This is a genomic window from Pelagibacterium montanilacus, assembly GCF_003992665.1.
GTDB classification, from domain to species: domain Bacteria; phylum Pseudomonadota; class Alphaproteobacteria; order Rhizobiales; family Devosiaceae; genus Pelagibacterium; species Pelagibacterium montanilacus.
The window spans coordinates 1-25,972 of the sequence record NZ_RZMX01000020.1 but is presented as its reverse complement, the minus strand read 5'-3'; the positions used below and the strand labels follow the sequence as shown (position 1 = coordinate 25,972).

The following is a 25,972-nucleotide window of genomic DNA, read 5'->3' as shown; positions in this document are numbered from 1 at the left end:
TGCCGCTAATCGGTCGGGCGGTCACACTTGAGATGAAAGCGAGTGACGATGCAAGATTTTCCGCCTTTTCTCATCAACGGCTATCGCAACTTCATGTCCGGGCGCTACGCGGCCGAAAGCGAGCGCTATCGCGAACTGGCCGAAGACGGGCAGAAGCCCACGACGCTGGTCATCGCGTGCTGCGACTCCCGTGCCGCGCCTGAAACCATCTTCGACTCTGGTCCCGGCCAGCTTTTCGTGATCCGCAACGTGGCCAATCTGGTGCCCCCGTTCGGACCGACGGGCACGTTCCACGCCACATCAGCAGCCATCGAATTCGCGGTCAAGCATCTCAGGGTCGAGCACATCGTGGTGATGGGGCATGGCCGGTGCGGCGGCATTCAGGCTGCCCTTGCCAGCGCGGCCGGTGCGGCCCCGGCCGGCGATTTCATCGGCAAATGGCTGACCATGGTCGAGCAGGTGGCCGAGAAGGTGGAGAACAATGACCTGATGACCGCATCCGAGCGTCAGACTGCGCTCGAGCGTATCGCCATCCGGCAGTCGATCGGCAATCTGCTGAGTTTTCCGTTCATCGCCGAGGCCGTGGACGGTCAGGCGCTCTCGCTCCATGGCGCGTGGTTCGACATCTCCAGCGGTGAGCTTTGGGTGATGAGCGGGGAAAGCGGCGACTTCCGGAGGCCGGAACTCTGAGCGCAAGCGGTCGGCATCGATCGACCTTGGTGCTGGGCGTATGCCTGTTGCTGGCGCTTGTCGTGTCGCTCGCCCTCGCTCCGGCTTTGCCCGCTCAGGAGGACGATGAAGGGCTCGTTGGTATGCTCGTTGTGGTCGAACGCTACCAGGCGATCGTCACCCGATGCGGGATCGAAATCGATTCCGATTTTCTCGCCGAACTTGCAGAGACCGCAAACCTGCTCGAGAGCTATTCGGAGGCTGGCACGCGCGCCGGTGTCGCCAGAGCAATCAAGGCCGAACCGATCAACTGCCACGGGGAGGCCGAGTGGGTGAGAATGTTGCGCCGTGCTGAAGCGGGCTTTCTGGCACAACAGGACCGCCAGAGCGGTGACCGGACGAAGGAGCGCTGATCCTTCGTCCAGCCAACGCGATCAGTCTTTTGGGGCGATCGCCACGTCTTCATAGCCAGGGGCGGTGCCCCAGGCGTAGATCCGGGTGACTGCCCTCAGGCCCTCGCGCTGGAAGGGGTCCTGGCGGATGATGTCCTCGACCTCCTGCCTGCTGTCGGCCTCGAACACCCAGAGCCCGCCGACCGGCTTGCCATCGGGGTCGGCGCGCATGGCGCCGGCAAGGACGATCTTGCCCCTGTTGGCCCGCAGATAGGCCTGGTGGGCATCGGTGAACCGGGCGCGGATATCGGCCGCGCCTTCGGTCTTGTCCTCGAACAGTGCCACCCAGCGCATCAGGACGCCTTGGCCGTCACCAGGCCGCGCTCGATGAGCGTTTCGGCGATCTGGACCGTGTTGAGCGCGGCGCCCTTGCGCAGATTGTCCGAGACCACCCACATGACCAGCCCGTTCTCGACCGTCACGTCTTCGCGGATGCGCGAGACGAACGTGGCATCCTCGCCCTTGGCTTCGACCGGGGTCACGTAGCCACCGTCCTCGCGCTTGTCCACGACGGAAATCCCCGGGGCGTTGCGGAGCGCTTCGCGCGCCTCGTCGGGGGTGATGGGGCGGGCAAACTCGAGATTGACCGCCTCGCCGTGTCCCACGAACACCGGTACACGCACTGCCGTGCAGGTCACTTTGATCTTGGGGTCGAGCATCTTCTTGGTTTCGGCGAGGACCTTCCACTCTTCCTTGGTGTAGCCATCTTCCATGAAGACATCGATGTGGGGAATGACGTTGAAGGCGATCTGCTTGGTGAACTTATGCGCCTGGGGCGTTTCGTTCACGAATATGCCCTTGGTCTGGCCCCAGAGCTCGTCCATGGCGTCCTTGCCCGCGCCCGAGACCGACTGGTAGGTCGAAACCACCATCCGGGTGATCTGGGCCAGATCGTGCAGCGGCTTGAGCGCCACGACGAGCTGGGCGGTCGAGCAATTGGGATTGGCGATGATGTTCTTGCGATCGGTCCGGGCCATGTAGGCGTCCAGAACGTGCCCATTGACTTCCGGGACGATCAGCGGGACGTCCTCGTGATAGCGGAAGGCCGAAGAGTTATCGATGACGATGGCGCCCGACGCTCCGATCCTGGGTGACCAGGTCTGCGAGAGCGTGCCACCCGCGCTCATCAGCACGAAATCGGTGCCGGTGAAGTCGAAATCATCGAGGTTCTTGCACTTGAGGGTCCGATCCCCAAAGCTGATCTCGCGGCCGACCGAACGCGAGGAGGCGAGCGCCACCACTTCGGACGCCGGAAAATTGCGTTCGGCCAGAATATCGAGCATCTCGCGGCCCACATTGCCCGTGGCACCGACGATTGCGACTTTGTATCCCATAGTGGAAATCTTCCTTTCACCCCGCCTCCCGCGCCAGGGACGATGCCCTTGCCGACCGCATGGTCCGATCCGCCCTCCCGGCGGGAGGGGGCGGCCGCTGGGAGTGCGTCTAGAGAGTTTTGGTGGTGGTTTTGGTCCCGCGCGAGGATCCGGGCCGCACATGCGCGCCGGTCGCGATCGGCAATGATGTGGTCGTCCTGCGAACCATCTTGCGCTCCGGGAAACGAGAAAGTGCCCGTTTCATACGCGGTCTGTCGGATAAGTCAATTGTGACGCGGGGGCAGGGAGCCCCACGCTGAAAGGCCCCGCCCAGGGGGGCGGGGCCTATCCGGCACTTGGGTCTCGATCAGCAGGATCAGTTGGGTACGAGCACCGAATCCACGACGTGGATCACGCCATTGGACTGGTTGACGTCGCCGATGGTCACGCGGGCGGGATTGCGGTTCTCGTCGACGACGTAGAGGCTTCCGCCGATCATCTGGAAGCCCAGGGTGTCGCCGCTGACGGTGCGCAGGCCGACAGCGCCGCCATTGGCTTCGATCCGCTCCATCAGGTCTGCTGCCGAATAGGTGCCGGGCAGCACGTGGGCGGTCAGCACCTTCTGGAGCATTTCGATGTTCTCGGGCTCGAGAAGCGTTTCGACCGTGCCGTCGGGAAGTTCGGAAAATGCGCTGTTGGTGGGCGCAAAGACCGTGAACGGGCCCGGGCCGGCCAGTGTGTCGACGAGGCCGGCGGCCTGAACGGCGGCGACCAGCGTGGTGTGGTCCGCCGAATTGACGGCGTTCTCTACGATGTTCATCTGGGGCGACATGGGCGCGCCTCCGACCATCGGGTTTTCCTGAGCTATGGCCGTGCCGGCACCGGCGGCGAGCAGGGCGGCTAGCGAAAGTGACTGTGCGAGTTTGACGAGCATGATGAAAGTCCCCCCTTCAGGGATTGATTGTGCGGTGGCCCGTGGGCCTGTTGACGCAGACTTGTACGGCCCGGACTGGGCACCGAGTTTCATTCGGCAGATCACGAAAACGGGAGCACCAGAAAAACCCGGCTCGCGGTGGCAAGGAACCTGTTGGCTCAAGCTTGAAGGGGAGCGTCCGCGCGCCTATCTCGTGGGCATGACACGCCCCCCACTTTCCATTCAGGATCTCGCCCCCGTCTCCAAAGGCTCTTCGAGTCAGGAGGCGCTGGCCCGCACCCGCGACCTCGTCCGCCTGGGCGAGGCGCTGGGCTACCAGAGGCTGTGGTACGCAGAGCACCACGGCATGGCCTCGATCGCTTCGTCCTCGCCAGAGGTGCTGATCGCCAATGCGGCGGCCGCCACCGACCGGATCCACGTGGGCGCAGGCGGGGTGATGCTTCCCAATCACGTGCCGTTGAGAGTGGTGGAGACATACCGGACCCTCGAAGGGCTTCATCCGGGTCGGATCGATCTTGGGATCGGGCGTGCGGGTGGCTCGGATTCGCGCACGCTACAGGCGCTGCGTTCGTTCGGGGGAGAAGCCTTTCCCGAGCAGTTCGCTGAATTGCTGGCCTTCGAGGGCGGCAGCTTTCCGCCAGACCACCCGTTTGCCGAGGTCGATGCGGTGCCGGGTGGCATCACCCTGCCGCCGATCTGGCTGTTGGGGTCATCGGGCGCGTCGGCGCAGATGGCCGGCCAGTACGGGATCGGCTATGCCTTTGCCTCGCACTTCAGCCCAACGCCTGCCGGCCCGGCGTTCCATGCCTACAGGCGCAGCTTCAGGCCGTCCGAGGCGTTTCCCGAGCCGCATGCGATCCTGTGCGTTTCTGTGATCTGTGCGCCGACCGACGCCGAGGCAAAGCATCTGGCCAAGTCCATGGAGCTGACCTGGCTGAGCCTGCGCTCGGGCCAGCCCCAGCCCATCGCGCCGCCTGAAGAGGCGGACGCCTACCCTTGGACCGATGCGGAACGGGCTTTCGTTTCCGAGCAGTCGCGGCTCTGGATCGTGGGCAGCCCCGAGACGGTGGTGGAGGCGATCGAAGCCAAGGCTCAGGAGGCCGGCGCCAGCGAGGTCATGGTGACAACGACGGTGCACGACTACGACAAACGCGAAGAGAGCTATCGTCTCCTCGCCAGGGCCTGGGGCCTCCCAGAGAGCTGATGATCCGCGCAAGATGACGGGCGGCACCGGGATGTGCCGCCCACGTAAGATCACGTTCCGGCCTTGTCCGTGCTCTTGGCCTTGTCCGGATTGTCGGACGCATCCTTTTTGGCTTTGGCCGGGTTGGCGCCTGTGGCGCTTGGGCCCTGACCGAAATGGGTGCCGCCGAGATGCTCTCCGGCATTCATGTTTTCGACGCGCCGGCTCTTTTGATCGTCCTTGGTCATGCAAGGCTCCTTTGGCATTGTTCACCTGTCCAACGGCACGAGATGAACCTGCGTTTCGTGCTCCTGACGTCAGGCGCTGGAAACGCCGGGCGGGATTGATCCATGACATCGATTAAACGGTCCCGGGCATGAAAAAGGGGCGAGATCGCTCTCGCCCCTCTTCCTTCGGTTCAGTGTCAACCGTTAGCGGGCCGCTTCAACCGCTTCGGTGGTCAGGACGCCAAATTCATTGCCCCAGGTGCTGCGGATATAGCTGCCGATCTGGGCGATGTCTTCGTCGCTGAGCTGGCTGCCGAAAGCCGGCATGTAGCCGAATCCGTGAACGATCGTTTCGGCAACAAAGGTCGCATCGGCCAGGTTGTCATTGCCCGAAAGGACTGCGCCGGCTCCGCCGGCCCCACCACCGTCGGCGCCGTGGCACCCGCCGCAATTGACCACATATTTGGGCTGACCGAGCGCAGCGACCGCTGCGACGTCGGACTCTTCCGTGATCGCGCCGGCGTCGGAGGTGTCTTCACCCTCTGCCGGGGAGGCGTCCTGCGAGCCTTCGGCTTCCTCATTGCCGGTGTTGGGGTCTTCCCACTCCTGGACGTTCGCTTCGCCGGAATCGGAGGGGGCGGCCTCGAAATCATTGCCTTCGACTACGCCGATCGATCCGCCTTCCTCACCATAGGTGAATTTCAGGATCGCGCCGGGGTTATGCAGCACCGAGGTGTTCAGGCCTTCGCCAAACTTCTGCGCTGCCGATCCGAAAGCGTCGGTCGCGATGAAGACGGTCCGTCCGTCGGGTGAGACCAGAACATCACGATAGCGGTTCTGCGTGCTGAACCAGGCCTCGGGCAACCCGTCGGCTTCCGTGCCGTCCTCGTTCAGGTGCTGAACATAGAGCGTGCCGTGCTTGAGCGTCGGGATCAGGATCGAATTCTCCCATTCCGCGATGCCGTCTTCTCCGGCCTCATAGGCAAGAACGGAAGACGGAGCGATGGTGGGATCGCAGATGTAGCCGCAGATCTCGCCGATGGGATAATCGTCCTCGACCACCCAGTAGGCGGCGATTGGGGCGGTCATGTCGCCCTCAAACTCGCTCTCCTGGAACTGGGGTACCGAATCGGGCAGCGGATCGGCGTTCTGGTCGATATCCTCGGGGGCTTCGTGCCAATTGATGAAGCTGTAGGCCTTGTCATCGATATAGCCCGAAACGTTGGGCCAACCGTAATTGCCGCCCGCCTCGATGATGTTGAGTTCGTCTCCGCTCGCCGGGCCGTGCTCGGTCTGATAGAGCGTGCCGTTGCTGCCGAACGCGATGCCCTGCGGGTTGCGGTGGCCATAGCTGTAGACGTGGCTGCGAACGCCCTCGATCTCGGGATTGTCCTCGGGGATCGATCCGTCCAGATTGAGGCGCAGGATCTTGCCCGAATAGGTGCGCCAGTTCTCGCTCTCCACTTCCTCGGATGTCGGCAGAACCTGGGCGAGGTTCTCGCGGCGAAGATTGCGCCCGAAATTGGCGCCCTGATCACCGATCGAATAGTAGATTTTACCATCAGGGCCGATTTCCACGCGACCGGCATTATGGTCGTTCCAGGCGGGCAGATCTTCGATGAGCGTCATCGGCTCGACAAGCTGCAACGCCTGGCTGTCCCAGGTGTAGCGCACGATCTGCGCTGTGGGCTCGGGCTCCTCAGCGGTGCCGTTGTTGATGGTGTAGGCGATATAGACGTAATCGCTGCCTGCATCCTGTCCGAACTCCGGATGCAGGGCGAGGCCCAGCAGGCCTTCGTGCTGAGGGCCGGTATAGACGTCATCAAGGGTCAGCACCGTCTGCTGCACGCCGGTCTCGGGATCGATACGCGTCACCTCTCCGGCCGTGCGCTCTGTCACCCAAATCTGGTCGTCAGGACCCCAGCGCATAGCCCAGGGATTATCCAGCCCGGTGGACAGGACGCGGGAAGCAAAAAGCTCGTTCTGCCCGGTCTCGATTTCCACGGGCGTGACCTGGGCCTGCACAAGGCCTGAACTGAGCATGAGATTGGCAGCGAACACGCCGCCGATCAGCAGTGCTCCACGGTGACGTCCAGCATATCGCATCATGAGGGAACTCCTAAAAAACCGTTGGCTTGGCGGGGATTTGATCCCACCATGCCTCAACTGTCCAACGCACATGGCCGGTGAAGCGTTCCCGGCCACGCATCGGCTATCGGTCGATGTTTACCCAGCGCAGCATGAAGAAATTGTCAGGACGCTGGACCAGATCGATGCCCTCGCGCGCAGCCCAGACAAGAGGCTCCTCGTAGAGGGGCACATAGGCGACTTCGTCCTGCAGGATGCCGGCGATCTCGTCGAGCATGGCCTGGCGTTCGGTGGGGTCGAGTTCGGACCGGACCAGGGGCAGCAATTGGTCGACGCGCGGGTTGGAGTACCCCCCGAAATTCCAGGTGCCCAGGGTATCGGTCGGGGTGTGGGCGAGGAAGCGGATCGGGTGCTCGGCATCGAAGGTGCCGGGCGACCATCCGAGAAGGAACATGTCGTAGTTGCCCTCGCGCAGCTCGGTCCAGTACCCGGCGACCGGCATGGCTTCGAGCTGGGCCTCGAGCCCGACCTGAGCCAGCATGCCGACGATGGCCTGGCAGACGTCGGAATCGTTGAGGTAGCGGTCATTGGTGCATTTGAGGTTGAAGCTGAACCCCTCGGGATAGCCGGCCCCGGCGAGCAGTTGCCGTGCAAGCTCGGGATCGTAGTCCGGGCGGGCGGCATGGACATCGCTGTAGCCCGAAAGCCCCGCGGGCTGGAGCTGGCTGGCGGGTTCGGCGAGCCCGTCCATGAGTACGGTGTCGATTGCCTCGACGTCGATCGCGTGTGCCACGGCCTGACGCACCGCAACGTCCTGGAACGGATTTTCGTCCAGCGTGCCGTCGCCGCCGTAGAGCTCGGCCTGATCGTGACCGAACCCCATCATGATGACGCGGGCCTCAAGGCCCTCAAAGACGGTGATCTCCTCGCTCTGGCGCAGCCGGTCCACGTCCTGGACCGGCACCGTTGCGAGCATGTCGACCTCTCCTGAGACCAGCGCCGCAATGGCGGTGGCCGGCGTCGTGATCGGGTTGAGGATCGCGCGGGTGATGTTGTGCTCGGCAGTGTCCCACCAATCGGGGGTCGGCACGAGGCTGGTCTCCACGCCGGGCTCGCGCGCTTCGAGCATGAAAGGACCCGTTCCGTTGGTTTCCAGGGTCGCGGTGGTGGTTTCGTCGCGCGCAGGCGCCGTCGACCCGTTCGCCTCCGCCCAGCCGCGGTCCATGATCATCCAGTTGGCGATGGAATCCGGAAAGATCGGATTGGGAGCGTTGAGAACGATATCGACCGTTTGGTCGTCGACCACGCGCACGTCGCTCACCGGCGCGAACCAGGAGCGGACGTCGGACTGCTCGGAAATGCCCCGCTCATAGGAGAACAGGACGTCATCGGCGGTGAATGCCGCGCCGTCGTGGAAGGTGACGCCCTCGCGCAGATAAAACCGCCAGCCGTCCTCTCCTTGGAGCGGCTCCCAGCGTGTGGCGAGCGAGGGTTCGATGGCCATGTCCCTGCCGCGCCGGACCAATCCTTCGTAGATGTTGTTGAGGAACGAGGTCACCGGCGCCAGATTTGCAGCGTGGGGATCCATGGTCTGGGGATCGGTCGTGGCTGACCAGCGGAAGGTCTCGGCCTGCGCTGCGCCCACCAGAACGGTGGATGCCAACAGCGTCATCGCAATCGATTTCATCATTTCTTCAATCCCCGAAAAGGCAAAATCTGCAAACATCTTTTGGCTGTCAGACTGGCGCGTTCGGGCAAGCCTGGCAAGGCCCCAGCGCTCTCGCGTCAAACCCCGTGCAAGCATTCCCGAGGCGTCCAGCGGTTTTGATAGAGCCGCCCGCTGCATGCGCGCGGCCCGGTTGCTGGCTCATAGGGACTGAGGCTTCACCATGACGCGCGGCTTGCCCAGCAGCAGGGCATCGGCGGACAGCCGCCCACCCCCGGCCTGCATCAGGACAAGGGCCATCGCCGCCCACGGCAGATGGAAATTCGCCCACCCGCTGGGGATGGTCAGCTGGATGACGATGGTCATGGCCAGCACGCCCAGGGCCGAAAACCGGGTAAAGAGTCCGGCGATCAGCAGAGCCGGCAGCACGATTTCGCCGATGGCTGCGGCCCAGGCCATCAGGTCCGGGAACGGATAGGGGTAGGCGTTGCCCAGGATGTGCAGCTTGAACTCCTGCCGGAACAGGAAAAGATGGCTCGGGCTGAGCGCACCCAAGCCGTCCCATTTGGTCAGTCCCGAACGCAGGAACGGCACCGCCAGCGCAATGCGTGTGACCAGCAGCACGGCTGGGAGCGGGACCCGCCCGACGAGGCTTTCGAGATCGTTGACGCGCGTCCAGAGGTATCCTGCCAGCCTGTTCATGTGACCGCTCCTTGCGTGGTTGTGGCGGCCAGAGCGCCCTTGCGCACGAGGCCGGTCAGGGCCGTGCCGAAATCGAAAGCCGGATTTGCCTGACTGGCCCGAACGGCCGCCTCGCCCAGCGGCGTGCCGGCCAGAACGTCGAGGACAAAGCCGGCGTCCCGGTCGGGGATGATGGTCACATCCACCCTGGCCTCGGGCCGGGTCACGAGCACGGTTTCGGCCCGTCCAGCATCGATCCGGCCGCTGGGGTGCGTGCGTGCTGCGCTATGGGCGGACCAGATCGATCCCACCGCATAGGACGAGCGCACAACTCGCGCGGCCGGATGGGGGGTAAGCACGGCGCCGGCCAGCAATGCGGCATCGAGAGCGGCAAGCGCGGGCACGCCAAGCGCGGCGACATCTGCCGCATGGTAGCTTTCGAGCCAGGCGCGTTCGAGCCGGGCCAGATCGGGGAGATAGGGGAGGCGCGCTGCCGGCGCGAAGGCGGCGATGAACGCGGCAAACCGATCCCCATAGAGAATGAGGACGGGGCTCGTTGGCTTGTTGTGGGTGACGTAATCGCGAGCCATGGCCGTAAAGAACGCATCCCCCACGACCCGTTCAACGACAGGGAACGCCCTGCGCAGAGCCTCGACCAGCCCGACATGCACATTGTTGCGGTAGACGGCAAAGCGGAGCCGGTCGGCGGGCGTGTTCCCGGTCTCAAGGCCGGCTGGAACCGGCGCTGCGGGATCGGTCAGCGCTGCGGCGAAGGCACGCGACCAGGATTGGAGGGTGGGCCGGGCACTCATTGCGCGGCAACCGGCCGGGAGCCCCGCGATCGGGCGATGACCGCTTCGACCCGCCGGGCTTCGGCGTGAAGCTCGGCAAAACCGGGGACATTGTTGTCCCATTCCACAAGGACCGGACGTGGACCTGCCTTGTTCAGCGCGAACACGAACAGCTCGAAAACGTCTGGCCTGACCGCCGATCCGTGGGCATCGATCAGCAACCGGTCCCCGGCGCCGTCTACGGTTTCGTCATAGCCGGCCATATGGATTTCGCCCACGAGATCGAGGGCGAAGCGCTCGATATAGGCGTAGGGATCGAGCCGATGATTGACGGTCGAGACCATCACGTTGTTGACGTCGAGCAGCAGCCCGCATCCTGTGCGGTCGGCTATGCGGGTGAGAAATTCGGTTTCTTCGATGGTGCTCTCGGAAAAGAGCACGTAGGTGGACGGATTTTCCAGGAGCATGCGCCTGCCCAGCGCGTTCTGGACCTCATCGACATGCTCGCAGACGCGCGCGAGGGTCTGCTCGGTATAGGGCAGGGGCAGCAGATCGTTGAGATAGGCCGAGTCATGGGTCGACCAGGCCAGATGCTCGGAGAACGACGCCGGGCGATAGCGGTCGATCAGCGTTTTCAGGCGCCCGATATGATCCTGATCGATCGGGCCATCCCCGCCGATCGAGAGGCCCACACCGTGAAACGACAGGGGATAGTGCGCCGCTATGGTTTCCAGATACCGGTGGGGCGGCCCGCCATCACCCATATAGTTTTCGGCATGAACTTCGAAAAATCCGAGATCGGGCCACGTGCCGACGATGTCGGCATAGTGTTCTCCCTTGAGCCCCACTCCGGCGCGGTCGGGCAGCACATCGAGCTTGGTCATGTCACAGCCTCTCGTTCTCAAATGCAATGCGGGGCCGATGATGCCGGCCCCGCATCCTGGGGCTTCGATCAGGGGAGATCGCGATCGAGCTCGGCGAGCGAGCCCATCCGGTCACCATCCAGCGCGATGTCCTCGCAGGTCCCTGCGGGAACCAGCGACCAGGCATTGCCCTGATAGTCCATGGTGGAGGTGCCGGCGCATGTGGTGCCCGGGCCTGCCGCGCAGTCGTTCTCTCCTGCCAGCGCCACTCCGTAGCATTTCTCCATGTCGCCGGTGTCCTGTGCCGTGGCGATCCCGCCACCTGCCATGGCGGCTGCGAGAGAAGAGGCGAGTGCGAGCGAAGCAATCGTGCGGTTCATGATGGTCCATCCTTCAAACAGTGGTTCGCGGTACCGGCGTTTTGCGGCACCATGAGAAGCTGTTCGTGGCGGGGACGCCGATTGTTACGCTCTTCCCGCGGCTACACGGATTCGTTACCGGGCGGCGTGCGCGCGAAAATGGAAAATGCCCGCCGGCGGCCGTAACAAGCACGCGTGTCCGAGCGTACTGGGGAGATACGATGACACCCGCCAAGGACAAGGAACTTTCCGATCTGATGCGGGCTGTGCTGGCCGGTGACGAGTCCGGGTATGCACGGCTGCTGGGCGATATTGCCCGGCTGATCAGGCCGATCGCCCGGCGAAAGATCGGGTCCGGGGCCGGGCTCGACCCGGAGGACATCGTCCAGGAGACGTTGTTGGCGGTCCATCTGAAACGACACACCTGGCGTCCCGAGGAGCCCATCGGCCCCTGGATTTATGCGATAGCCCGCTACAAGATCATCGACGCCTACAGGCGGCGCGGTCACCGCGTGGAACTCGACATCGCGGCTTTCGCGGACACGCTGGCAGGCGAAGAAAAGCAGACCGTTCTGGCCCGCGACGTCCAGAGAGCGCTCGACTGCCTTTCGGACGGGCAACGCCAGGTCGTATCGGCCATCGGGGTTGAGGGCGCCTCGATAGAGGAAACGGCCAAACGGCTGGGCATGAAGGAAACGGCGGTGCGGGTCGCGCTGCACCGCGGCCTCGCTGCCATTGCCGCCAAATTCGGAAAGACCGACTGAATGCGTACCGAAGACCTGATCACCGCGCTGGCCGCGGACACATCCTCAACCAGAACCGGGCAGGACCGGGCCTGGACGCTCGCCATACTAGGCAGCGTGGTTCTGGCCGGCCTCGTGTTTTTCGCGACCATCGGTCCGCGCGCGGACCTGATGGCGGCCGTTCAGACGCTCCGGTTCGACTTCAAGTTCGTCTTGACGCTGTCCCTTGCCCTGTCGGGGTTCATGGTTCTGCGCGCCGCTGCCGTGCCGGGTGCGCGCGTGCCGTTGCGGGCTCTGCTGATCGCGCCGGTGCTGGGGTTTGCCGCCGTTGGCACCGAGCTGATGGCGTTGCCTGCCGGAGTCTGGGCCATGGCCGCGGTGGGCAAGAACATGCTCGTCTGCCTGACGTTCATTCCGCTCATCAGCCTCGCGCCGGTCCTCGTTCTGACTCTGGCTCTACGAAACGGCGCGCCGACCAGGCCGGCCTTGTCCGGCGCACTGGTCGGGCTGACGGCCGGAGCGATCGGGGCGACATTTTATGCGGCCCATTGCACCGACGATTCCCCGCTGTTCGTCATGGTCTGGTACCCGATTGCCATCGCGTTGGTGACGGCCATGGGCGCGGCGCTTGGGCGGTTGTTCGTGCGCTGGTGATGCGAGCCGAGTGGTCCGCTGCTACTGGCCGTTACGTCTTTCGTCGCTCTTTTTGGTCCTTTTGATGCCGTCCAGGATGACCTCGCGCATGGCTGCCGCCGCCTCCTCGGGCTGCCGGGACACCACCGCCTGGGCGATGGTTGCGTGCAACTTTAGGGTGTGGGCCAGGGCCTCTTTGCCGAGCATGATCGGCGAGCTGATGGTGAAGGACACCGAGAGGGCCGCTTCGACCACCGAGGTGATCGATACCATGAAGGGATTTGCCGAGGCATTGGCGATGGCCTTGTGAAACTCGAGATCGTGCAAGGCGAACTCCTGGGAGTCGATGTCGGGCAGGGACATGTTCTCGAGCGCATGCATGATCGCTTCGCAATCTTCGGATGTTCTGCGCCGGGCGGCCAAAGCCGCCGCCTCGGGCTCGAACCCCATGCGGATTTCGGCGAGCTGGTCGACGAGGGCGGCGTCGTTTCCCGATTGCAGATGCCAGGACAGCACGTCGGAATCGAACATGTTCCAACTGCGCCGCGCCAGAACCCTGGTCCCCACGCGCGCCCGGGGCTGAACGATGCCCTTGGCGGCCAGGGCCTTGATGGCATCCCGGATGACCGTCCTCGACACCTGAAAGCGGCCGGTCAGCTCCACATCGCCCGGCAGCACATGGTGCTCGGGAAAACGGCCCGAAACGATATCCATGCCCAGTTCACGCACCACCTGCGCGTGAAGATTGGCCGGCTTTCGCTTTCTTCCCAGCATCGCGGACGCACCTTCTCCCGAAGATCCTGAACCCAGTGCTGGCGCTTTTTCCATAATTCTCTCTATCGGTCACCACCGTGCGACATCGTGGCCCGCGCCGGAGCCTCAGCCCGACGGTGCAGGCTCGGGGTGGGGCTTTGTGCGCCAGTCCCGTCTGGATGCCGCGATGATGACCCGCTGCATGACGATGAATCCGAAGAGCAGGCCGCCGATGACGATCTTGGTCCACCAACTCGACAGGGTGCCATCAAAGACGATGTAGGTCTGGATCATGCCCTGGATGGAAATGCCAATGAGCGTGCCGAACATGAAGCCGACACCTCCCGAGAGCAGGGTGCCTCCGATGACCACGGCCGCGATCGTCTCGAGTTCGACCCCCACCGCAGCGAGCGGGTAGCCCGACGAGGTGTAGAGCGAATAGACGATGCCCGAAAGCCCCGCAAGAAAGCTCGACATCGCATATATGCCGATGGTCGTGCGTGCGACCGGCACTCCCAGAAGCGCGGCGGATTGCGCATTGCCGCCCATTGCGTAGACGTATGAGCCGAACCGTGTGCGATGGGCCACGATAATCCCGACCAGGAACACCAGGAGCATCAGGCCGCCATTGAAGGTGATGCGGCCGCCGCCGGGCATGACGTAGTAGAACTGGCGGACCCAATCGTAAAATGCGTGATCGATGGGGATGGAGTCCTGGGTCAGAAGGAATGTGACGCCGCGTGCGAGAAACATGCCGGCGAGCGTGACGATGAAGGCGGGCACTTCGAGATAATAGATCATCGCGCCCATGGTCCCGCCAAAGCAGGTGCAGATCAGAAGCGTGATGGCGAAAGCCGGCAGGGGATGAAGGCCGAGCTGGCTGACGAGAACGGCGACGAGAACGCCCGAGAAAGCGATCACGGAGCCCACGGAGAGGTCGATGCCGCCGGACAGGATGACGAAGGTCATGCCTACGGCGGTGACGCCCAGGAATGCGTTGTCGGTCAGAAGATTGCCGAGCACGCGTGTTGAGAACAGGGCCGGGAACTGCATCACCGCGAGCGCGTAGGCGACGACAAAGATCGTGATTGTCGCCACGAGGGGCCAGTATCGCGCGTTCATTTGGGTCCACCTTCAGCGCTGGTTGCGGTCGTTCGAGAAGGGCGATCGTCAGGCGGGCGCTCGCGCGATGGCGCTACGAAGTACCAGATGCGGCCTGCCAGCGGCGACTGGACGACGAGGATGACGATGATCAGCGCTGCCTTGACCAGAAGATTGAACTCGGGCGGGAAGCCCGAGACCAGGATACCGGTGTTCATCGCCTGAATGATGAGGGCGCCGACCACGGACATGGGGATGGAAAAGCGCCCCCCCATCAGCGAGGTGCCTCCGATCACGACCGCGAGAATGGCGTCGAGCTCGAGCCAAAGCCCCACATTGTTGGCATCGGCGCCACGAATGTCGGCTGCCGCGATGATCCCCGAGGTCGCGGCACAGAACCCCGCAAAGGCGTAGACCCCGATCAGCAGGGCACGCGAGCGCAGCCCGGCATAGGTCGATGCCGATTCGTTGACGCCGATGGATTGAACGAACAATCCCAGCGCGGTCAGTCGGAAGACCGCTGTCGCGAGCACGGCGAGGGTGGCCATGATGATGATGGGCGTCGGGAGCCCGAGCATCGCTCCCGATCCCAGGAAGATCAGGCCCGGATCGTTGAAGGTGACGATGAAGCCTTCGGTGATGGTCTGGGCGATCCCGCGCCCAGCAACCATCAGGATGAGCGTGGCGATAATCGGCTGCAGGCCCAGAACGGCCACCAACGTTCCGTTCCAGAGCCCGCACAGGAGCCCCACGCCGAGCGCGGCCATCAGCACGATGAAAAGCGGCGTGCCATCGCCCACCATGGTTGCCGCCACCGCGCCCGCGATGGCCATGACCGCGCCGACCGAAAGGTCGATGCCGCGCGTGGCAATCACCGCCGTCATGCCGATCGCAAGGATCGCCACGGGAGCGCCGCGGTTGAGCACGTCGATCAGTGAGCCGTATATGCGACCGTCGCGGACAAAGAAACTGAAGAACCCGGGAAACAGGATCCAGTTCAACAGCAGGATCAGGGCGAGCGCGACGAATTGCGGCTTGACCAGCGAACGCATCGGACGGGTCATAATGGCTGCACCTCATGCTGGGCCGCGATCATTTCCATTATGGCTCCCTGGGTGATTTCAGCGCCGCGCAGTTCGCCGGAAATGGCCCGATCGCGCAAAACGAGCACGCGCGAGGAGTAGGCCACGATCTCGTCGAGCTCCGAGGAAATGACGAACAGGCTCATGCCCTGGTCGCACAATGCGTTGATCATGCGGATGATTTCCGCATGGGCGCCCACATCGATGCCGCGGGTGGGCTCGTCCAGAATCAGCAATCTGGGATTGGTGGCAAGCCAGCGCGCGAGCACGACTTTCTGCTGGTTGCCGCCGGAAAGAAACTTCACGGGCTGTTCGATTCCGGTGGTCCGGATGTCGAGCGCCTTGACGAAATGATCGGCCATTTCGACCTGGGCCTTTTGGGAAAGCGGTCGCGTCCAACCCTGGCGCGCCTGCAGCGCGATCATGATATTTTCCCTGACGGTCAGATCCCCTAGGATGCCATCGATCTTGCGATCCTCGGGCGCAAAGGCAAAGCCCAGGGCAACGGCATCACGAGGCTCGCGCAGCCTGGCCTTCTGGCCGGCCACTGTCAGCTCACCGCTGTCGGGCCTGTCGATCCCGAACAGAAGGCGCGCCATCTCCGTTCGTCCCGATCCGAGCAGTCCGGCAACGCCGACGATCTCGCCCTTGTGCAGATCGAGGTCGAACGGTGCGGCCTTGCCGGACAGAGCATAATTGCGAAAGGACGCGTAAAGCTCGCCGGCTTGGCGCGCTTTGCCGATCCTCATGGCCTCGTCATGCTCGAGCGCCTGGCCCAGCATCATCTTGACCAGCTCCATGCGGTCCAGGTCCTGGATGGGGTGCGATCCGACACGCTTGCCGTTGCGCAGCACCGTGACCCTGTCGGCGATTTCGTAGACCTGATCGAGAAAATGGGTGATGAAAACGATCGCCATACCGTCGGCCTTCAGGCGCCCGAGGATGGCGAACAACACATCCACTTCATGCTGGTCGAGGCTGGCAGTGGGCTCGTCCAGGATGAGCACCTTGCCGGAGATGTCGACCGCGCGCGCGATGGCGATGATCTGCTGGACGGCGACCGAATAGGTGTCGAGTTGTGCGCCGACATCGATGTCGAGCTGGTAGCGCGCCAGAAGCTGGTGGGCGTCGCGCTCCATCTTCCTGCTGTCCACGAGACCGAACCGGCGCGGCTGGCGCCCGATATAAAGATTTTCCGCGACGGTCATGTTGGGAAGCAGATTGACTTCCTGATAGACCGTGCCGACGCCCATCTCCTGGGCATGCTTGGTGTCTCTGGGATGAACCGGCCTGCCCTCGAGCAGAATGGTGCCTGAATCGTGGGTATAGGCCCCGGTGAGGATCTTGATCAGCGTGGACTTGCCTGCGCCGTTTTCTCCGAGCAGCGCATGAACCTCTCCGGGCAGCAGATCCATGCTGACATCGTCGAGGACCTTGTTGTCGAGGAAGGATTTGTCGATGTGCGCGGCGCTCAATAACGGCTCAGCCATGATCGCACCCTTTTTGACCGGAGGGGGATGAGGCAGGGCCCTGCTGGCCCCGCCTCTCGAATCGGCCTGCCCGCGCTTGGGGGACGAGGCCGTTCAGGCCTCAGCCCTCACCTTCTGCGGGGCCGGAGATCAGTAGCCCAGGCCGCGGCGACGCTCGGCTTCGCCCTCGGGGTCGTCCTCGGCCGTGTAAAGGCGCGATTCGGTGATGATGAACTTCTCGGGCTCGACGCCATCGTTGAGATAGGCGTCCAGTGCTTCGAACGCGGGCCCTGCCATGTTCGGGGTCAGCTCTACCGTGGCGTTGGCCTCGCCGGCCGCGATTGCCGTGAAGATGTCGGGAACGGCATCGATCGACACCACGAGGATGTCTTCGCCGGGCGCCAGGCCAGCTTCGTTGATCGCCTGGATGGCGCCGACGGCCATGTCGTCATTGTGGGCATAGAGTGCGCAGATGTCGGCACCACCATTTTCCGCACGCAGGAACCCTTCCATGACCTGCTTGCCCTGGGCACGCGTGAAGTCACCGGTCTGGCTGCGGACGATCTCGATGGTGTCGGTTTCCGCAATAGCTTCCTCAAAGCCCTGCTTGCGGTTGATGGCCGGCGACGAGCCGACAGTGCCCTGGAGCTCGACGACGCGGCATTCCTCGCCGGCGACTTCCTCGACCAGCCATTCGCCCGCAACACGGCCCTCAAGGACCTGATCGGATGCAACGGAAGTAAGATAAAGATCTTCGGGTGCTTCGATGCCGCGGTCGAGCAGCACCACGGGAATCTCGGCATCCTTGGCCTCGGAAAGCACTTCCTCCCAACCTGTCGCCACGACGGGAGCCAAAAGGATCGCGTCCACGCCTTGGGCGACAAAGCTGCGAATGGCGCGGATCTGGTTTTCCTGGCGCTGCTGGGCGTCGGAAAACTGCAGGTTCACGCCCCATTCCTCGGCCTGCTGGCGGGTTACCGACGTTTCGGCGGCGCGCCAGCCGGACTCGGAGCCGATCTGGGAAAAGCCGATGGTCATGCCTTCAAGACCGCTCTGCGCCATAGCGCCAGAGCCCATGACAGCGAATGTGCTTACGCTGAGCGCAAGCAAGTTTACGAGTTTCATGATGTTCCTCCTGTGTGCGCCGGTCAGAGCCTCCCTAACCAGCCGCACGCAATAGTCTGCATAAAGTAATACTTAATGTAAAGCGCGATTCGAACGCTCTGCTTGCCGAGGCCCGGTGAACGCCACACGGGCTATGGCGCGAAACGGAAATGGGGTCGTCAGATCGCTCAGGCAGGCCGGCGCGGGAGGGCTGCGGGTGGACACATCGAAGCGGGCAAGGACCCGGCGCCTGATCCGCCTATTCCGCCGCTCTCGCTGCCGATGACGAGGAGGCACAACGGATCGTCGTCCGAGGAACAGGAGGCTGGAACAGCCCATTGCCTATGATAATACTCCCGGGCACGTTTTCCGGGGCCAGCTTCTGTTGGTGCAGCGCCTGGCCATGCTCCGACAGCGTAGAACCGGGCTTCCCTTTCGTGTAGACGCCACAGTCAGGGCGCTAATCGGTCAACGAGCGAGTGGATGCATCGGGGGGCTTAGAGGATGGACGCGCGCCGTTTTGGTCTCATCTCGACGAAACTGCATTATTTCCAACTCGTGGCCGAGTTCGGATCCATCCGCAGGGCCGCCCATGCGCTCAACGTGGCCCCCTCGGTGCTCAGCCGCAGCATAAGGCAGATCGAGGCCGATCTGGACGTCCAGTTGTTCGATCGGGTCAGCCGCAGGCTCAAGCTCACCAGTGCCGGCGAAACGCTGCTTTATCACACCCGGGCCAGTGCGCTCGAGCTCGGCCATGCGCTCAATTTCATCCAGGACCTCAAAGGTCTGCGCGGCGGTACGGTATCGATCGCGGCCATCGAGAGCGTGGCGCGCCATGCGATCCCCAAGGTTCTGGGCATGTTCTGGCGTAGCCATGAGAATGTCGAGGTCGATATCCATGTGGCCGGATCCACCGAGGCGTTCGAATCGGTGGCGAACGGTTTGCACGATCTCGCAGTGGCTTTCGACGTGGACGTGCCCCGCCGTGCGCGCCGCCTTGCCAGTTGCAGGATGAAGCTCGGGGCTCTGCTTCGTCCCGATCATCCGCTCGCGGGCAATCGGTCGGTCACGCTGCGCGACTTCGCGCTGGAGCCCATCCTGCTCGCCGAACCTTCCCTGACGCTCGGGCGCACGATCGAAATCGCGGCCGCGGCGGCCGGCGTGGATTTTCGCTCTCGCGTTGTGACCAACTCGATCGGCGCGCTGATCGAGCTAGCCCGTTCGGGTCAGGGTGTCACCTTCCAGACCCGGGTGGGGGTCGAGCCGGAACTCGAGAGCGGGCGGCTCGTGTTCGTGCCTTTGAGCGACCCCAATGTGAAGATGCGGGAATTGCTTCTCGTCGCCCGCGCCAACAGCGCCCTGCCGCAGGCCGCGTCCGCGGTTTCTCGAATGCTCGGAGAAGCACTGGCCAAGCTCGATGAAAGCGATGATGTTGCTTAATGAGCAACATCATATGCGAAAAAATCATCCTATCGAGAACATTTTGCGTGTGACAGCATGATGGAAAGCTCAGGCTTCGAGCGATCCAGAATCAGGTGTCCATGTGTCTTCCTTCCAGCCGGCATCGCACGCGTCAAAGGCCATCGAGCTTGATGGCGTCGACCGCGTCTTCGGCCAAGACGGTTCGGCCGTCCATGCGCTCAACGATATCAATCTCGATGTCGATGCGGGAGATTTCGTGGCGCTGGTCGGACCTTCGGGGTGCGGAAAGTCCACCATACTGAGGATACTGGCTGGGCTGGAAGTACCTGATTCCGGCGCTGCGACAGTGGCCGGCAGGGAAGTGGGCTCGCCGGCTGCAAAAGTCGGGCTGGCCTTTCAGAATCCGACCATGCTGCCGTGGCTGACAGTGGAAGCCAATGTCATGCTTCCGCTCAAGATCGTGCGCCCCTATCGCGACCGCTATCAGCGCGAGCGCAAGCGGTCATTCAGGGATCGCGCAATGGGTTTACTCGAAAGCGTTGGCCTCGGCCAGTTCGCCTCGAAGTATCCCTGGCAGCTTTCGGGAGGAATGGTCCAGCGCGCCAACCTATGCCGCGCACTGATCCACGAGCCCGACATCCTCCTGCTTGACGAGCCCTTCGGGGCCCTCGACCAATTCACCCGTGAATCGCTCTGGATAACCATGCAGTCCATGTGGATCGAGCGGCGGCCTACGGTTCTGCTCGTGACCCACGACCTGCGGGAAGCCGCATTCCTGGCTTCCAGGATCATCGTCATGACGCCGCGCCCTGGCCGCATTCTCGAAGACATCGCCGTGCCCTTGCAGCGGCCGCGGACCATCGAAGGGACCTACGACACTCAATCGGTGGATCTGTGCCGGCACATGCGTGCGCTGATCGACAGCAGGGAGGGCGCAATATGAAGCTGAGCGACTTCACGATGCGCATCTATTCGATCGCGATCATCGTTTCAGTTTTCTTGTTCTGGGAGTTCGTGTGCCGCGCATTCGACGTCAGCCAGTTCATCCTGCCGCCGCCCAGTTCCATTATCCATACCCTTTATACCCGTTTCGGGGCCCTGCAGCCGCATCTGGTGCAGACCCTTTACACGACCGTGATCGGCTTCACGCTCAGCGTGGTGATCGGAACTCTGATCGGCGGGCTTGTGGGGACCTCGCGCCTGGCCTACGAGGCAATCTATCCCATTCTGGTGGGCATATCCTCCATTCCCAAGGTGGCGCTGATCCCGATCTTTGTGGTGTGGATGGGCGCGGGAACCGGACCGGCCATCGCTACTGCCTTCGCGATTTCGGTCTTTCCCGTCGTGGTCAACGTCGCTACTGGCCTCGCCACCACCGAGCCCGAACTCGAGGATGTCCTGAAGGCGCTTGGCGCCAGCAAGGCGGATATCTTCTGGAACGTGGGGCTGCCGCGGACCATGCCCTATCTCTTTGCGGCAATGAAGGTCGCGATCACAGTCGCCTTCATCGGCTCGATCACCTCCGAGACGATCGCGGCCAACCGGGGCATCGGCAATGCGATGCTGGTCGCTTCGTCGAACTTCAACATGCCGCTGGTTTTCGCAGCGCTGCTGATGATCTCGATCACCGGCGTCCTCTTTTACACGCTCTTTTCCATTGTGGAGCGGCGCTTCACGCGCTGGGCCACGAGGGGCAGGGACCCGCTCGCCTAGTTCGATCTTCCACCTCCCGCACAAGGACTATTGCCATGATTAGACTGCTTCCAGCCCTGCTCGCCAGCACGGTCACGTTCGCCACCGGGTCAGCGATGGCCCAGAACGTCCCGGTCAACTTCACCCTTGATTGGGCCGCCCAGGGCCCGCACTCCTGGTTCTATCTCGCCGAGGAGCGCGGCTATTTCGAAGACGAAGGCATCGACATCACCATCGATCAGGGCGAAGGCTCGGCGGCAGCTGTCAGCCGCGTGATGACCGGGGCCTACGACGCAGGCTTCGGCGACATCAACGCCGTGATCCAGGCCGCCGCGACCGAGCCCGAAGACGCGCCCGTCATGGTTTACCTCGTCTATAACCGCGCGCCGTTCGCCATCATTTCCAAGGCCGATGGCCCGGTGCAAGAACTCCCCGACGTCGAAGGTCGCGTGATCGCTTCTCCGGCCGGGTCGGCGACGTTCCGCCTGTTTCCCGCGCTTGCGGAAGCAAACGGGTTCGACGGGCAGAACGTCGAGGTTCTAAACGCCGCGCAGAACCTGATCGAGCAGATGCTCATCAGCGGTGACGCGGAGGCCATCGCGCAGTTTGGTGCGACCAGCTACATGAACTTCATCGCGATGGGCCTTGATCCCGAGACTGATTTCAACTGGTTCTTTTACAGCGACAACGGGCTGGATCTCTACTCGAACGGGGTGATCGTCTCGCGGGCAATGATCGAGGAGCAGCCCGAAGTGGTGGCAGGCTTGGTGCGCGCCATCAACCGTGCCGTGCTCGATGTGGTGTCTGAACCGCAAGCCGGCATCGACGTGCTCATGGAGATTGAGCCCCTCAACGATGCCGATCTGGAAATGCAGCGTCTCCAGTACACCATCGACAACCAGCTCTATACCGACGAGACCGGCGAGCTGGGTATCGGCCACCTGTCCATGGATCGCCTTGCCTCCTCGATCGAGACCATTGCCGAGGTCTACGAACTCGAGGCCGCCCCAGAGGTCGAGGCGATCTTCGATCCCGCCTTCCTGCCGCCTGCCGAAGAGCGGATGCTTCCCTGACAGCCGCACCAAAGCGCGGCGGCCCCTGCCGCCGCGCGTCACACAAAGGACGAAATATGGCGCAAGTCCACGAACACTACATGGCGATGGCCATAGAAGAAGCGCGGGCCGGGGCTGCCTCGGGCGAGCAGCCCTTTGGAGCGGTCGTCGTCTGCGACGGCGAGGTCGTCGTGCGCAGCCGTTCGCTCAAGGTCTCCACCAGCGACACTACCGCGCACTCGGAAACGCTGGCGGTCAAAATGGCCACCCAAAAGCTGGGGCGGCGGCACTTGCCCGACGCTGTCTTCTATTCCACCTGCGAGCCCTGTCCGATGTGTCTGGGCGCGGTGCTGAACGCTGGAATGGGTACGCTGGTACTCGGCGCGCGCAACACCGACATACAGAAGCTCGCCACGCTCGCTTTCAATTTCAACACCTATTCCGTCGAGAACTTTGCGCGGATGGTCGGATGGGACCTCACCCTTGTGACCGGCGTGCTGCACGAGGAATGCGTCGCTCTTTATCGCGATGCGAAGGTGGAACTCACCCGCTAGGTCCATCCTCGCGTTCGATCATCAAGGAGACACCCATGCGCCCCAGCGCCGTGGACGCCGTCATTGCCGGGCTCAAAGCCGCCGGCGTGAGTATCGTCTGTTATCTGCCGGACTCGCTCTTCAAGGAGCTCTACCCTGCGCTCGATGCGGAGCCGACGTTCAGGACCATCCGTGTCACCAATGAGGGGGAGGGAGCCGCGATCTGCGGTGGTGTCTTTCTTTCGGGAAAGCGAGCCGTGCTCATCATGGAGAATTCTGGCCTGAGGGCCTCGGTCGAGCCATTAGCCCGAATGGGGCTGGGTGCGGGCATTCCGGTGATCATGATCATGAGCTTCCGCGGCGAGCTGGGCGAGAACAACTGGTGGGCCATTCCCCATGGCATCACCATGGAGCCGGTACTCAATGCACTGCGCATCCCTTATCGGATCGTGGACCGGGAGGCCGAGATCGCAAGAGCCGTAGCGGACGCCTATCAATGGTCCTACGCTGCCTATCACCACTCCGCGGTCGTGCTTGGCGGAGAACTGGTACGATGAGACGCTTCGATTGCATGACCATCCTCGCTTCCCGGCTGTCCGACGAGCTGGTCATCCTTTCGCTGGGTGGCAGCGTGGACGAATGGTATAATGCCGCGCCCCATATGCGCGAGGCCAGTCTGTTCCAGCAGCAATTGGGGTGTGTGACTCCGCAGGCATTCGGGCTGGCTGCCGGGTTGCCGCATCGCCGGATCATCTCGCTGGATACCGATGGGGGGCTTTTGTTCAACCTTGGGATCCTCGCCACGCTGGGAAATGAGCAGCCCGGAAACCTCAAGGTCGTGGTCTGGGACAATGAATGCTATCAGTCCATCGGTGGGCCGCCCACCCATACCGCCAGTGGTCGGGTCGATCTCGCCGCCATTGCCCGGGGAGCGGGGGTTGAGCAGGCGCACACCGCCACGGATATCGAGGGATTTACCAAACTCTGTGATCTGGCCATGAAGACCTACGGCCCATTCGTGATCGTCGCTAAGGTCGACACGACCCCAGAGCCCGGGATCAGGCGCAAACATTCCGATGGCCGTGAGGACAAGTACATCTTCGTGCGCCATGTGGAGCTGACCGAGAGCATCACCATCATGGGCCCGAGTGAGCACAACTAATGGGCGGAGGACCAACGCAGTTTGTGTGAGTGGTGGGCTGCTGGCATTACAGTTCTCCTGAGTGGTGGCCGACGGCGTCTATGGCGTGGGTGATATCGAAATCGCCCTCAGACGAGCAGGCAAGGGCTAAGTGCTGGGCGTGACGCCACCCATTCCTTCCGCTCATGGAACAAGCCGCTGGCTGTGGCTGGAACCGCAAAGGATATCGCCGAGGCCTTGCCGGAGGAGGCCTGGCGACAGCTGTCGGCAGGCGAGGGAAGCAAAGGCGCGAGCCTGCATTGGGCCTATCTCGAACTCGCCGATCTTGACGCCGCTGATTTCGACGCGGACTTTGCCGGCATCTGGACCCGTGGGCTGATGATCGTCGTAACATTGTCGATGGTGATCTCGCATTCTTCTCCACCGGGTGTCCGTTTTGGGCGACCCTGGAGAAACCGGTCACGGTGGAGGGGCGCCGGCGGCCGATAGAATACAGTCTCGAAACCGCCAAGAATGAGTTCGGCCTCGATCACAATAAGACCCGATCCTGGCATGGCTGGCATCGCCATGTTTCGCTCGGCATGCGCCTTTGCCATGGTGGCTGTCATCGGCTATCGCGCCAACGCCGTGCTTCCCCCAAGAACGATTCAGCCCGCAAGACGCAAGATCGACAATTGATCCGATGGCCGATTCAGGAAATCCGGCTCATCGCTACCCGCCTCGCACGAGCGCATTGATCCTTCATACATTAGCGCATGGTCGCTCTGGCGACTGACGTTGCCCCCAACTTTTATCCAGCGTGACGTAGACTCCTGGAGTTGTTTTGGCCCTGCCGAGCCTGGTGGAAGACGGGGGCTGGCGCGGAGCTGGCCATTGAGCGCAGCGCCAGGTCCCGTCGTGGGGGGGGTGAGCCAGCCCAGCCGCGAGTGTGGGCGATTGGCATTGTAGTCAGCCAGCCATTCTCGAAGGGCGATGCGTGCGTAGGAGAGGCTCGGGAACAAGGTCTCGTTGAGCATCTCGTCCCTGAGCCTGCCATTGAACGATTCAATGAACGCGTTCTGCATCGGCTTTCCCGGGGCGATATAGTGCCAGTCGATCTTGTGCCGGTCGGCGAAGCCCAGGATGGCATTGGAGGTGAACTCGGTGCCGTTGTCGCTGACAATCATCTTCGGTTTGCCACGTGCCGCCATGATCATTTCGAGCTCTCGGGCAACCCGCAGACCTGAGAGGGATGTATCAGCGACGAGCGCCAGGCACTCGCGCGTGCAGTCATCCACGACGGCCAGAACCCTGAACCGGCGCCCGTCGGTCAGTTGGTCGGAGACAAAGTCCAACGACCAGCGCTCGTTGGGTGCCATGGGGATGACCATCGGCGCCCGCGTTCCCAAGGCCCGCTTCCGGCACCCCCTGCGCCGCACCGATAGCTTCTCTTCCCGATACATCCGGAACAGACGCTTGTGGTTGACCACATAGCCTTCCCGGCGCAACAGCACATGTAGCCGCCGATATCCAAAGCGCCGGCGTTCATGGGCAATTGCCTTCATCCGATCCCGCAGATCGATATCATCCACGCGGCTGCCCTGATATCGCATGGTCATGCGACAACAGCCCAGCACTGTGCACGCCCGCCGCTCGCTCATCTCAAAGGTCTCCCTGAGATAAGCGACCGCCTTTCGCCTGGCGGCGGGCGCTACCATTTTTTTCCAAGAAGATCCTTGAGTGCGGAGTTGTCGAGCATGGTATCGGCCAGGAGCTTCTTGAGCTTGGCGTTTTCGTCCTCGAGCGATTTAAGCCGCTTGGCCTCGCTCACATCCATGCCGCCGTATTTGGCTTTCCATTTGTAGATACTGGCGCTGCTCACGCCGTGCTTCCGGCACAAATCGGCGACCGGAACGCCTGCCTCATGCTCCTTGAGGATGCCGATAATCTGTTCTTCGCTGAACCTGTTGCGTTTCATCTCTGGTCCTTTTCGATGGGCCAGAGTCTATTTCAAACTGGATTAGCTCCAAGGGGCAACGTCA

27 protein-coding genes and 2 pseudogenes are annotated in these 25,972 nt (G+C 62.9%); 13 read left to right on the top strand and 16 right to left on the bottom strand.

The genetic code is table 11. The features are described from left to right. Window positions 1-48 precede the first annotated feature (48 nt). Window positions 49-690, top strand: coding sequence for a carbonic anhydrase (locus EO136_RS08685; RefSeq protein WP_127144059.1), 642 nt, complete (start codon window positions 49-51; stop codon window positions 688-690). Window positions 691-716: 26 nt separating this feature from the next. Further along, window positions 717-1,082 carry a hypothetical protein gene (locus EO136_RS08680; RefSeq protein WP_127144058.1) on the top strand — a complete coding sequence of 122 codons (366 nt, stop codon included), beginning with the start codon at window positions 717-719 and terminating at the stop codon, window positions 1,080-1,082. Between the two features lie 21 nt (window positions 1,083-1,103). Here the strand turns inward: EO136_RS08680 and EO136_RS08675 are convergent, their stop codons facing one another. The 3 genes from EO136_RS08675 to EO136_RS08665 form a co-directional block, all read right to left on the bottom strand. Beyond that, window positions 1,104-1,415, bottom strand: coding sequence for a YciI family protein (locus EO136_RS08675; RefSeq protein WP_127144057.1), 312 nt, complete (start codon window positions 1,413-1,415; stop codon window positions 1,104-1,106). Beyond that, the gene (locus tag EO136_RS08670) at window positions 1,415-2,455 is read right to left on the bottom strand and encodes an aspartate-semialdehyde dehydrogenase (RefSeq protein ID WP_127144056.1); all 1,041 of its coding nucleotides are present in this window, start codon (window positions 2,453-2,455) and stop codon (window positions 1,415-1,417) included. The genes EO136_RS08675 and EO136_RS08670 overlap by 1 nt, the downstream gene beginning before the upstream one ends. Window positions 2,456-2,810: 355 nt before the next feature. Further along, a complete protein-coding gene (locus EO136_RS08665) occupies window positions 2,811-3,368 on the bottom strand; it encodes a fasciclin domain-containing protein (RefSeq protein WP_127144055.1) in 558 nt (185 codons plus the stop codon). Between the two features lie 199 nt (window positions 3,369-3,567). On the opposite strand from EO136_RS08665, the gene EO136_RS08660 reads away from it, so the two are divergent. Next, on the top strand, window positions 3,568-4,572 hold the full coding sequence (locus tag EO136_RS08660) for an LLM class flavin-dependent oxidoreductase (RefSeq protein ID WP_127144054.1): 1,005 nt from the start codon (window positions 3,568-3,570) through the stop codon (window positions 4,570-4,572). A gap of 50 nt (window positions 4,573-4,622) precedes the next feature. On the opposite strand, the gene EO136_RS18570 is transcribed toward EO136_RS08660, so the two are convergent. From EO136_RS18570 to EO136_RS08630, 7 genes are all read right to left on the bottom strand, one after another. Further along, a complete protein-coding gene (locus EO136_RS18570) occupies window positions 4,623-4,799 on the bottom strand; it encodes a hypothetical protein (protein ID WP_164730505.1) in 177 nt (58 codons plus the stop codon). Between the two features lie 183 nt (window positions 4,800-4,982). Next, window positions 4,983-6,887 (bottom strand): glucose/sorbosone family PQQ-dependent dehydrogenase, encoded by a 1,905-nt coding sequence (locus EO136_RS08655; RefSeq protein WP_164730504.1) that lies wholly within the window; start codon window positions 6,885-6,887, stop codon window positions 4,983-4,985. Window positions 6,888-6,990: 103 nt separating this feature from the next. Next, window positions 6,991-8,556, bottom strand: coding sequence for an ABC transporter substrate-binding protein (locus tag EO136_RS08650; RefSeq protein WP_127144053.1), 1,566 nt, complete (start codon window positions 8,554-8,556; stop codon window positions 6,991-6,993). 177 nt (window positions 8,557-8,733) lie between these two features. After that, window positions 8,734-9,234: a DoxX family protein gene (locus EO136_RS08645; protein ID WP_127144052.1), complete on the bottom strand. Its 501-nt coding sequence runs from the start codon at window positions 9,232-9,234 to the stop codon at window positions 8,734-8,736. Further along, complete coding sequence (locus EO136_RS08640; RefSeq protein ID WP_127144051.1) at window positions 9,231-10,025, bottom strand: HvfC/BufC N-terminal domain-containing protein; 795 nt, start codon at window positions 10,023-10,025, stop codon at window positions 9,231-9,233. The genes EO136_RS08645 and EO136_RS08640 overlap by 4 nt, the downstream gene beginning before the upstream one ends. Next, window positions 10,022-10,888, bottom strand: a complete 867-nt coding sequence (bufB, locus tag EO136_RS08635) for an MNIO family bufferin maturase (RefSeq protein ID WP_127144050.1) — start codon at window positions 10,886-10,888, stop codon at window positions 10,022-10,024. Before bufB ends, EO136_RS08640 begins: the two co-directional genes overlap by 4 nt. A gap of 68 nt (window positions 10,889-10,956) precedes the next feature. After that, window positions 10,957-11,247 carry a BufA1 family periplasmic bufferin-type metallophore gene (locus tag EO136_RS08630; RefSeq protein ID WP_206513298.1) on the bottom strand — a complete coding sequence of 97 codons (291 nt, stop codon included), beginning with the start codon at window positions 11,245-11,247 and terminating at the stop codon, window positions 10,957-10,959. 200 nt (window positions 11,248-11,447) lie between these two features. On the opposite strand from EO136_RS08630, the gene EO136_RS08625 reads away from it, so the two are divergent. Beyond that, a complete protein-coding gene (locus tag EO136_RS08625) occupies window positions 11,448-11,990 on the top strand; it encodes a sigma-70 family RNA polymerase sigma factor (protein WP_127144048.1) in 543 nt (180 codons plus the stop codon). After that, the gene (locus EO136_RS08620; protein ID WP_127144047.1) at window positions 11,991-12,623 is read left to right on the top strand and encodes an NrsF family protein; all 633 of its coding nucleotides are present in this window, start codon (window positions 11,991-11,993) and stop codon (window positions 12,621-12,623) included. It begins immediately after the preceding gene. Window positions 12,624-12,644: 21 nt separating this feature from the next. Here the strand turns inward: EO136_RS08620 and EO136_RS08615 are convergent, their stop codons facing one another. From EO136_RS08615 to ytfQ, 5 genes are all read right to left on the bottom strand, one after another. Continuing rightward, the gene (locus EO136_RS08615; protein ID WP_246018305.1) at window positions 12,645-13,376 is read right to left on the bottom strand and encodes a FadR/GntR family transcriptional regulator; all 732 of its coding nucleotides are present in this window, start codon (window positions 13,374-13,376) and stop codon (window positions 12,645-12,647) included. A 105-nt stretch (window positions 13,377-13,481) separates the two neighbouring features. Next, complete coding sequence (yjfF, locus tag EO136_RS08610; protein WP_127144045.1) at window positions 13,482-14,477, bottom strand: galactofuranose ABC transporter, permease protein YjfF; 996 nt, start codon at window positions 14,475-14,477, stop codon at window positions 13,482-13,484. Further along, window positions 14,474-15,520, bottom strand: a complete 1,047-nt coding sequence (locus tag EO136_RS08605; protein WP_127144044.1) for an ABC transporter permease — start codon at window positions 15,518-15,520, stop codon at window positions 14,474-14,476. Before EO136_RS08605 ends, yjfF begins: the two co-directional genes overlap by 4 nt. Continuing rightward, window positions 15,517-17,028, bottom strand: coding sequence for a sugar ABC transporter ATP-binding protein (locus tag EO136_RS08600; RefSeq protein ID WP_127144043.1), 1,512 nt, complete (start codon window positions 17,026-17,028; stop codon window positions 15,517-15,519). Before EO136_RS08600 ends, EO136_RS08605 begins: the two co-directional genes overlap by 4 nt. 129 nt (window positions 17,029-17,157) lie before the next feature. Beyond that, window positions 17,158-18,132 carry a galactofuranose ABC transporter, galactofuranose-binding protein YtfQ gene (gene ytfQ / locus EO136_RS08595; RefSeq protein ID WP_127144042.1) on the bottom strand — a complete coding sequence of 325 codons (975 nt, stop codon included), beginning with the start codon at window positions 18,130-18,132 and terminating at the stop codon, window positions 17,158-17,160. A 483-nt stretch (window positions 18,133-18,615) separates the two neighbouring features. Between ytfQ and EO136_RS08590 the strand changes: the two genes are divergently transcribed. The 8 genes and pseudogenes from EO136_RS08590 to EO136_RS18825 form a co-directional block, all read left to right on the top strand. After that, a complete protein-coding gene (locus tag EO136_RS08590) occupies window positions 18,616-19,551 on the top strand; it encodes a LysR family transcriptional regulator (RefSeq protein WP_127144041.1) in 936 nt (311 codons plus the stop codon). Between the two features lie 103 nt (window positions 19,552-19,654). Further along, entirely contained in the window at window positions 19,655-20,476 is an 822-nt protein-coding gene (locus EO136_RS08585) for an ABC transporter ATP-binding protein (RefSeq protein WP_127144040.1), read from the top strand. Next, window positions 20,473-21,246: an ABC transporter permease gene (locus EO136_RS08580; protein WP_127144039.1), complete on the top strand. Its 774-nt coding sequence runs from the start codon at window positions 20,473-20,475 to the stop codon at window positions 21,244-21,246. The genes EO136_RS08585 and EO136_RS08580 overlap by 4 nt, the downstream gene beginning before the upstream one ends. A 35-nt stretch (window positions 21,247-21,281) precedes the next feature. Continuing rightward, the gene (locus EO136_RS08575; protein ID WP_127144038.1) at window positions 21,282-22,298 is read left to right on the top strand and encodes an ABC transporter substrate-binding protein; all 1,017 of its coding nucleotides are present in this window, start codon (window positions 21,282-21,284) and stop codon (window positions 22,296-22,298) included. 56 nt (window positions 22,299-22,354) lie between these two features. Further along, a complete protein-coding gene (locus EO136_RS08570) occupies window positions 22,355-22,831 on the top strand; it encodes a nucleoside deaminase (RefSeq protein WP_127144037.1) in 477 nt (158 codons plus the stop codon). Between the two features lie 35 nt (window positions 22,832-22,866). Next, entirely contained in the window at window positions 22,867-23,367 is a 501-nt protein-coding gene (locus EO136_RS08565; protein WP_127144036.1) for a thiamine pyrophosphate-binding protein, read from the top strand. Then, on the top strand, window positions 23,364-23,972 hold the full coding sequence (locus EO136_RS08560) for a thiamine pyrophosphate-dependent enzyme (RefSeq protein WP_127144035.1): 609 nt from the start codon (window positions 23,364-23,366) through the stop codon (window positions 23,970-23,972). The genes EO136_RS08565 and EO136_RS08560 overlap by 4 nt, the downstream gene beginning before the upstream one ends. Window positions 23,973-24,033: 61 nt before the next feature. Further along, window positions 24,034-24,629: pseudogene (locus EO136_RS18825) on the top strand (IS701 family transposase); the annotation flags it as partial. A gap of 112 nt (window positions 24,630-24,741) precedes the next feature. On the opposite strand, the pseudogene EO136_RS08550 reads toward EO136_RS18825, so the two are convergent. Further along, window positions 24,742-25,908 (bottom strand): annotated as a pseudogene (locus tag EO136_RS08550) (IS3 family transposase). Window positions 25,909-25,972: the final 64 nt, after the last annotated feature.

Coding starts and splice junctions, on each gene's coding strand:
- EO136_RS08650 (WP_127144053.1), bottom strand. CDS start 8,556: ATGATGAAATCGATTGCGATGACGCTGTTGGCATCCACCGTTCTGGTG.
- EO136_RS08625 (WP_127144048.1), top strand. CDS start 11,448: ATGACACCCGCCAAGGACAAGGAACTTTCCGATCTGATGCGGGCTGTG.
- yjfF (WP_127144045.1), bottom strand. CDS start 14,477: ATGAACGCGCGATACTGGCCCCTCGTGGCGACAATCACGATCTTTGTC.
- EO136_RS08570 (WP_127144037.1), top strand. CDS start 22,355: ATGGCGCAAGTCCACGAACACTACATGGCGATGGCCATAGAAGAAGCG.
- ytfQ (WP_127144042.1), bottom strand. CDS start 18,132: ATGAAACTCGTAAACTTGCTTGCGCTCAGCGTAAGCACATTCGCTGTC.
- EO136_RS08575 (WP_127144038.1), top strand. CDS start 21,282: ATGATTAGACTGCTTCCAGCCCTGCTCGCCAGCACGGTCACGTTCGCC.
- EO136_RS08670 (WP_127144056.1), bottom strand. CDS start 2,455: ATGGGATACAAAGTCGCAATCGTCGGTGCCACGGGCAATGTGGGCCGC.
- EO136_RS08660 (WP_127144054.1), top strand. CDS start 3,568: ATGACACGCCCCCCACTTTCCATTCAGGATCTCGCCCCCGTCTCCAAA.
- EO136_RS08600 (WP_127144043.1), bottom strand. CDS start 17,028: ATGGCTGAGCCGTTATTGAGCGCCGCGCACATCGACAAATCCTTCCTC.
- EO136_RS08675 (WP_127144057.1), bottom strand. CDS start 1,415: ATGCGCTGGGTGGCACTGTTCGAGGACAAGACCGAAGGCGCGGCCGAT.
- bufB (WP_127144050.1), bottom strand. CDS start 10,888: ATGACCAAGCTCGATGTGCTGCCCGACCGCGCCGGAGTGGGGCTCAAG.
- EO136_RS08565 (WP_127144036.1), top strand. CDS start 22,867: ATGCGCCCCAGCGCCGTGGACGCCGTCATTGCCGGGCTCAAAGCCGCC.
- EO136_RS08580 (WP_127144039.1), top strand. CDS start 20,473: ATGAAGCTGAGCGACTTCACGATGCGCATCTATTCGATCGCGATCATC.
- EO136_RS08615 (WP_246018305.1), bottom strand. CDS start 13,376: ATGCTGGGAAGAAAGCGAAAGCCGGCCAATCTTCACGCGCAGGTGGTG.
- EO136_RS08590 (WP_127144041.1), top strand. CDS start 18,616: ATGGACGCGCGCCGTTTTGGTCTCATCTCGACGAAACTGCATTATTTC.
- EO136_RS08645 (WP_127144052.1), bottom strand. CDS start 9,234: ATGAACAGGCTGGCAGGATACCTCTGGACGCGCGTCAACGATCTCGAA.
- EO136_RS08560 (WP_127144035.1), top strand. CDS start 23,364: ATGAGACGCTTCGATTGCATGACCATCCTCGCTTCCCGGCTGTCCGAC.
- EO136_RS08620 (WP_127144047.1), top strand. CDS start 11,991: ATGCGTACCGAAGACCTGATCACCGCGCTGGCCGCGGACACATCCTCA.
- EO136_RS18570 (WP_164730505.1), bottom strand. CDS start 4,799: ATGACCAAGGACGATCAAAAGAGCCGGCGCGTCGAAAACATGAATGCC.
- EO136_RS08630 (WP_206513298.1), bottom strand. CDS start 11,247: ATGAACCGCACGATTGCTTCGCTCGCACTCGCCTCTTCTCTCGCAGCC.
- EO136_RS08640 (WP_127144051.1), bottom strand. CDS start 10,025: ATGAGTGCCCGGCCCACCCTCCAATCCTGGTCGCGTGCCTTCGCCGCA.
- EO136_RS08665 (WP_127144055.1), bottom strand. CDS start 3,368: ATGCTCGTCAAACTCGCACAGTCACTTTCGCTAGCCGCCCTGCTCGCC.
- EO136_RS08685 (WP_127144059.1), top strand. CDS start 49: ATGCAAGATTTTCCGCCTTTTCTCATCAACGGCTATCGCAACTTCATG.
- EO136_RS08605 (WP_127144044.1), bottom strand. CDS start 15,520: ATGACCCGTCCGATGCGTTCGCTGGTCAAGCCGCAATTCGTCGCGCTC.
- EO136_RS08655 (WP_164730504.1), bottom strand. CDS start 6,887: ATGATGCGATATGCTGGACGTCACCGTGGAGCACTGCTGATCGGCGGC.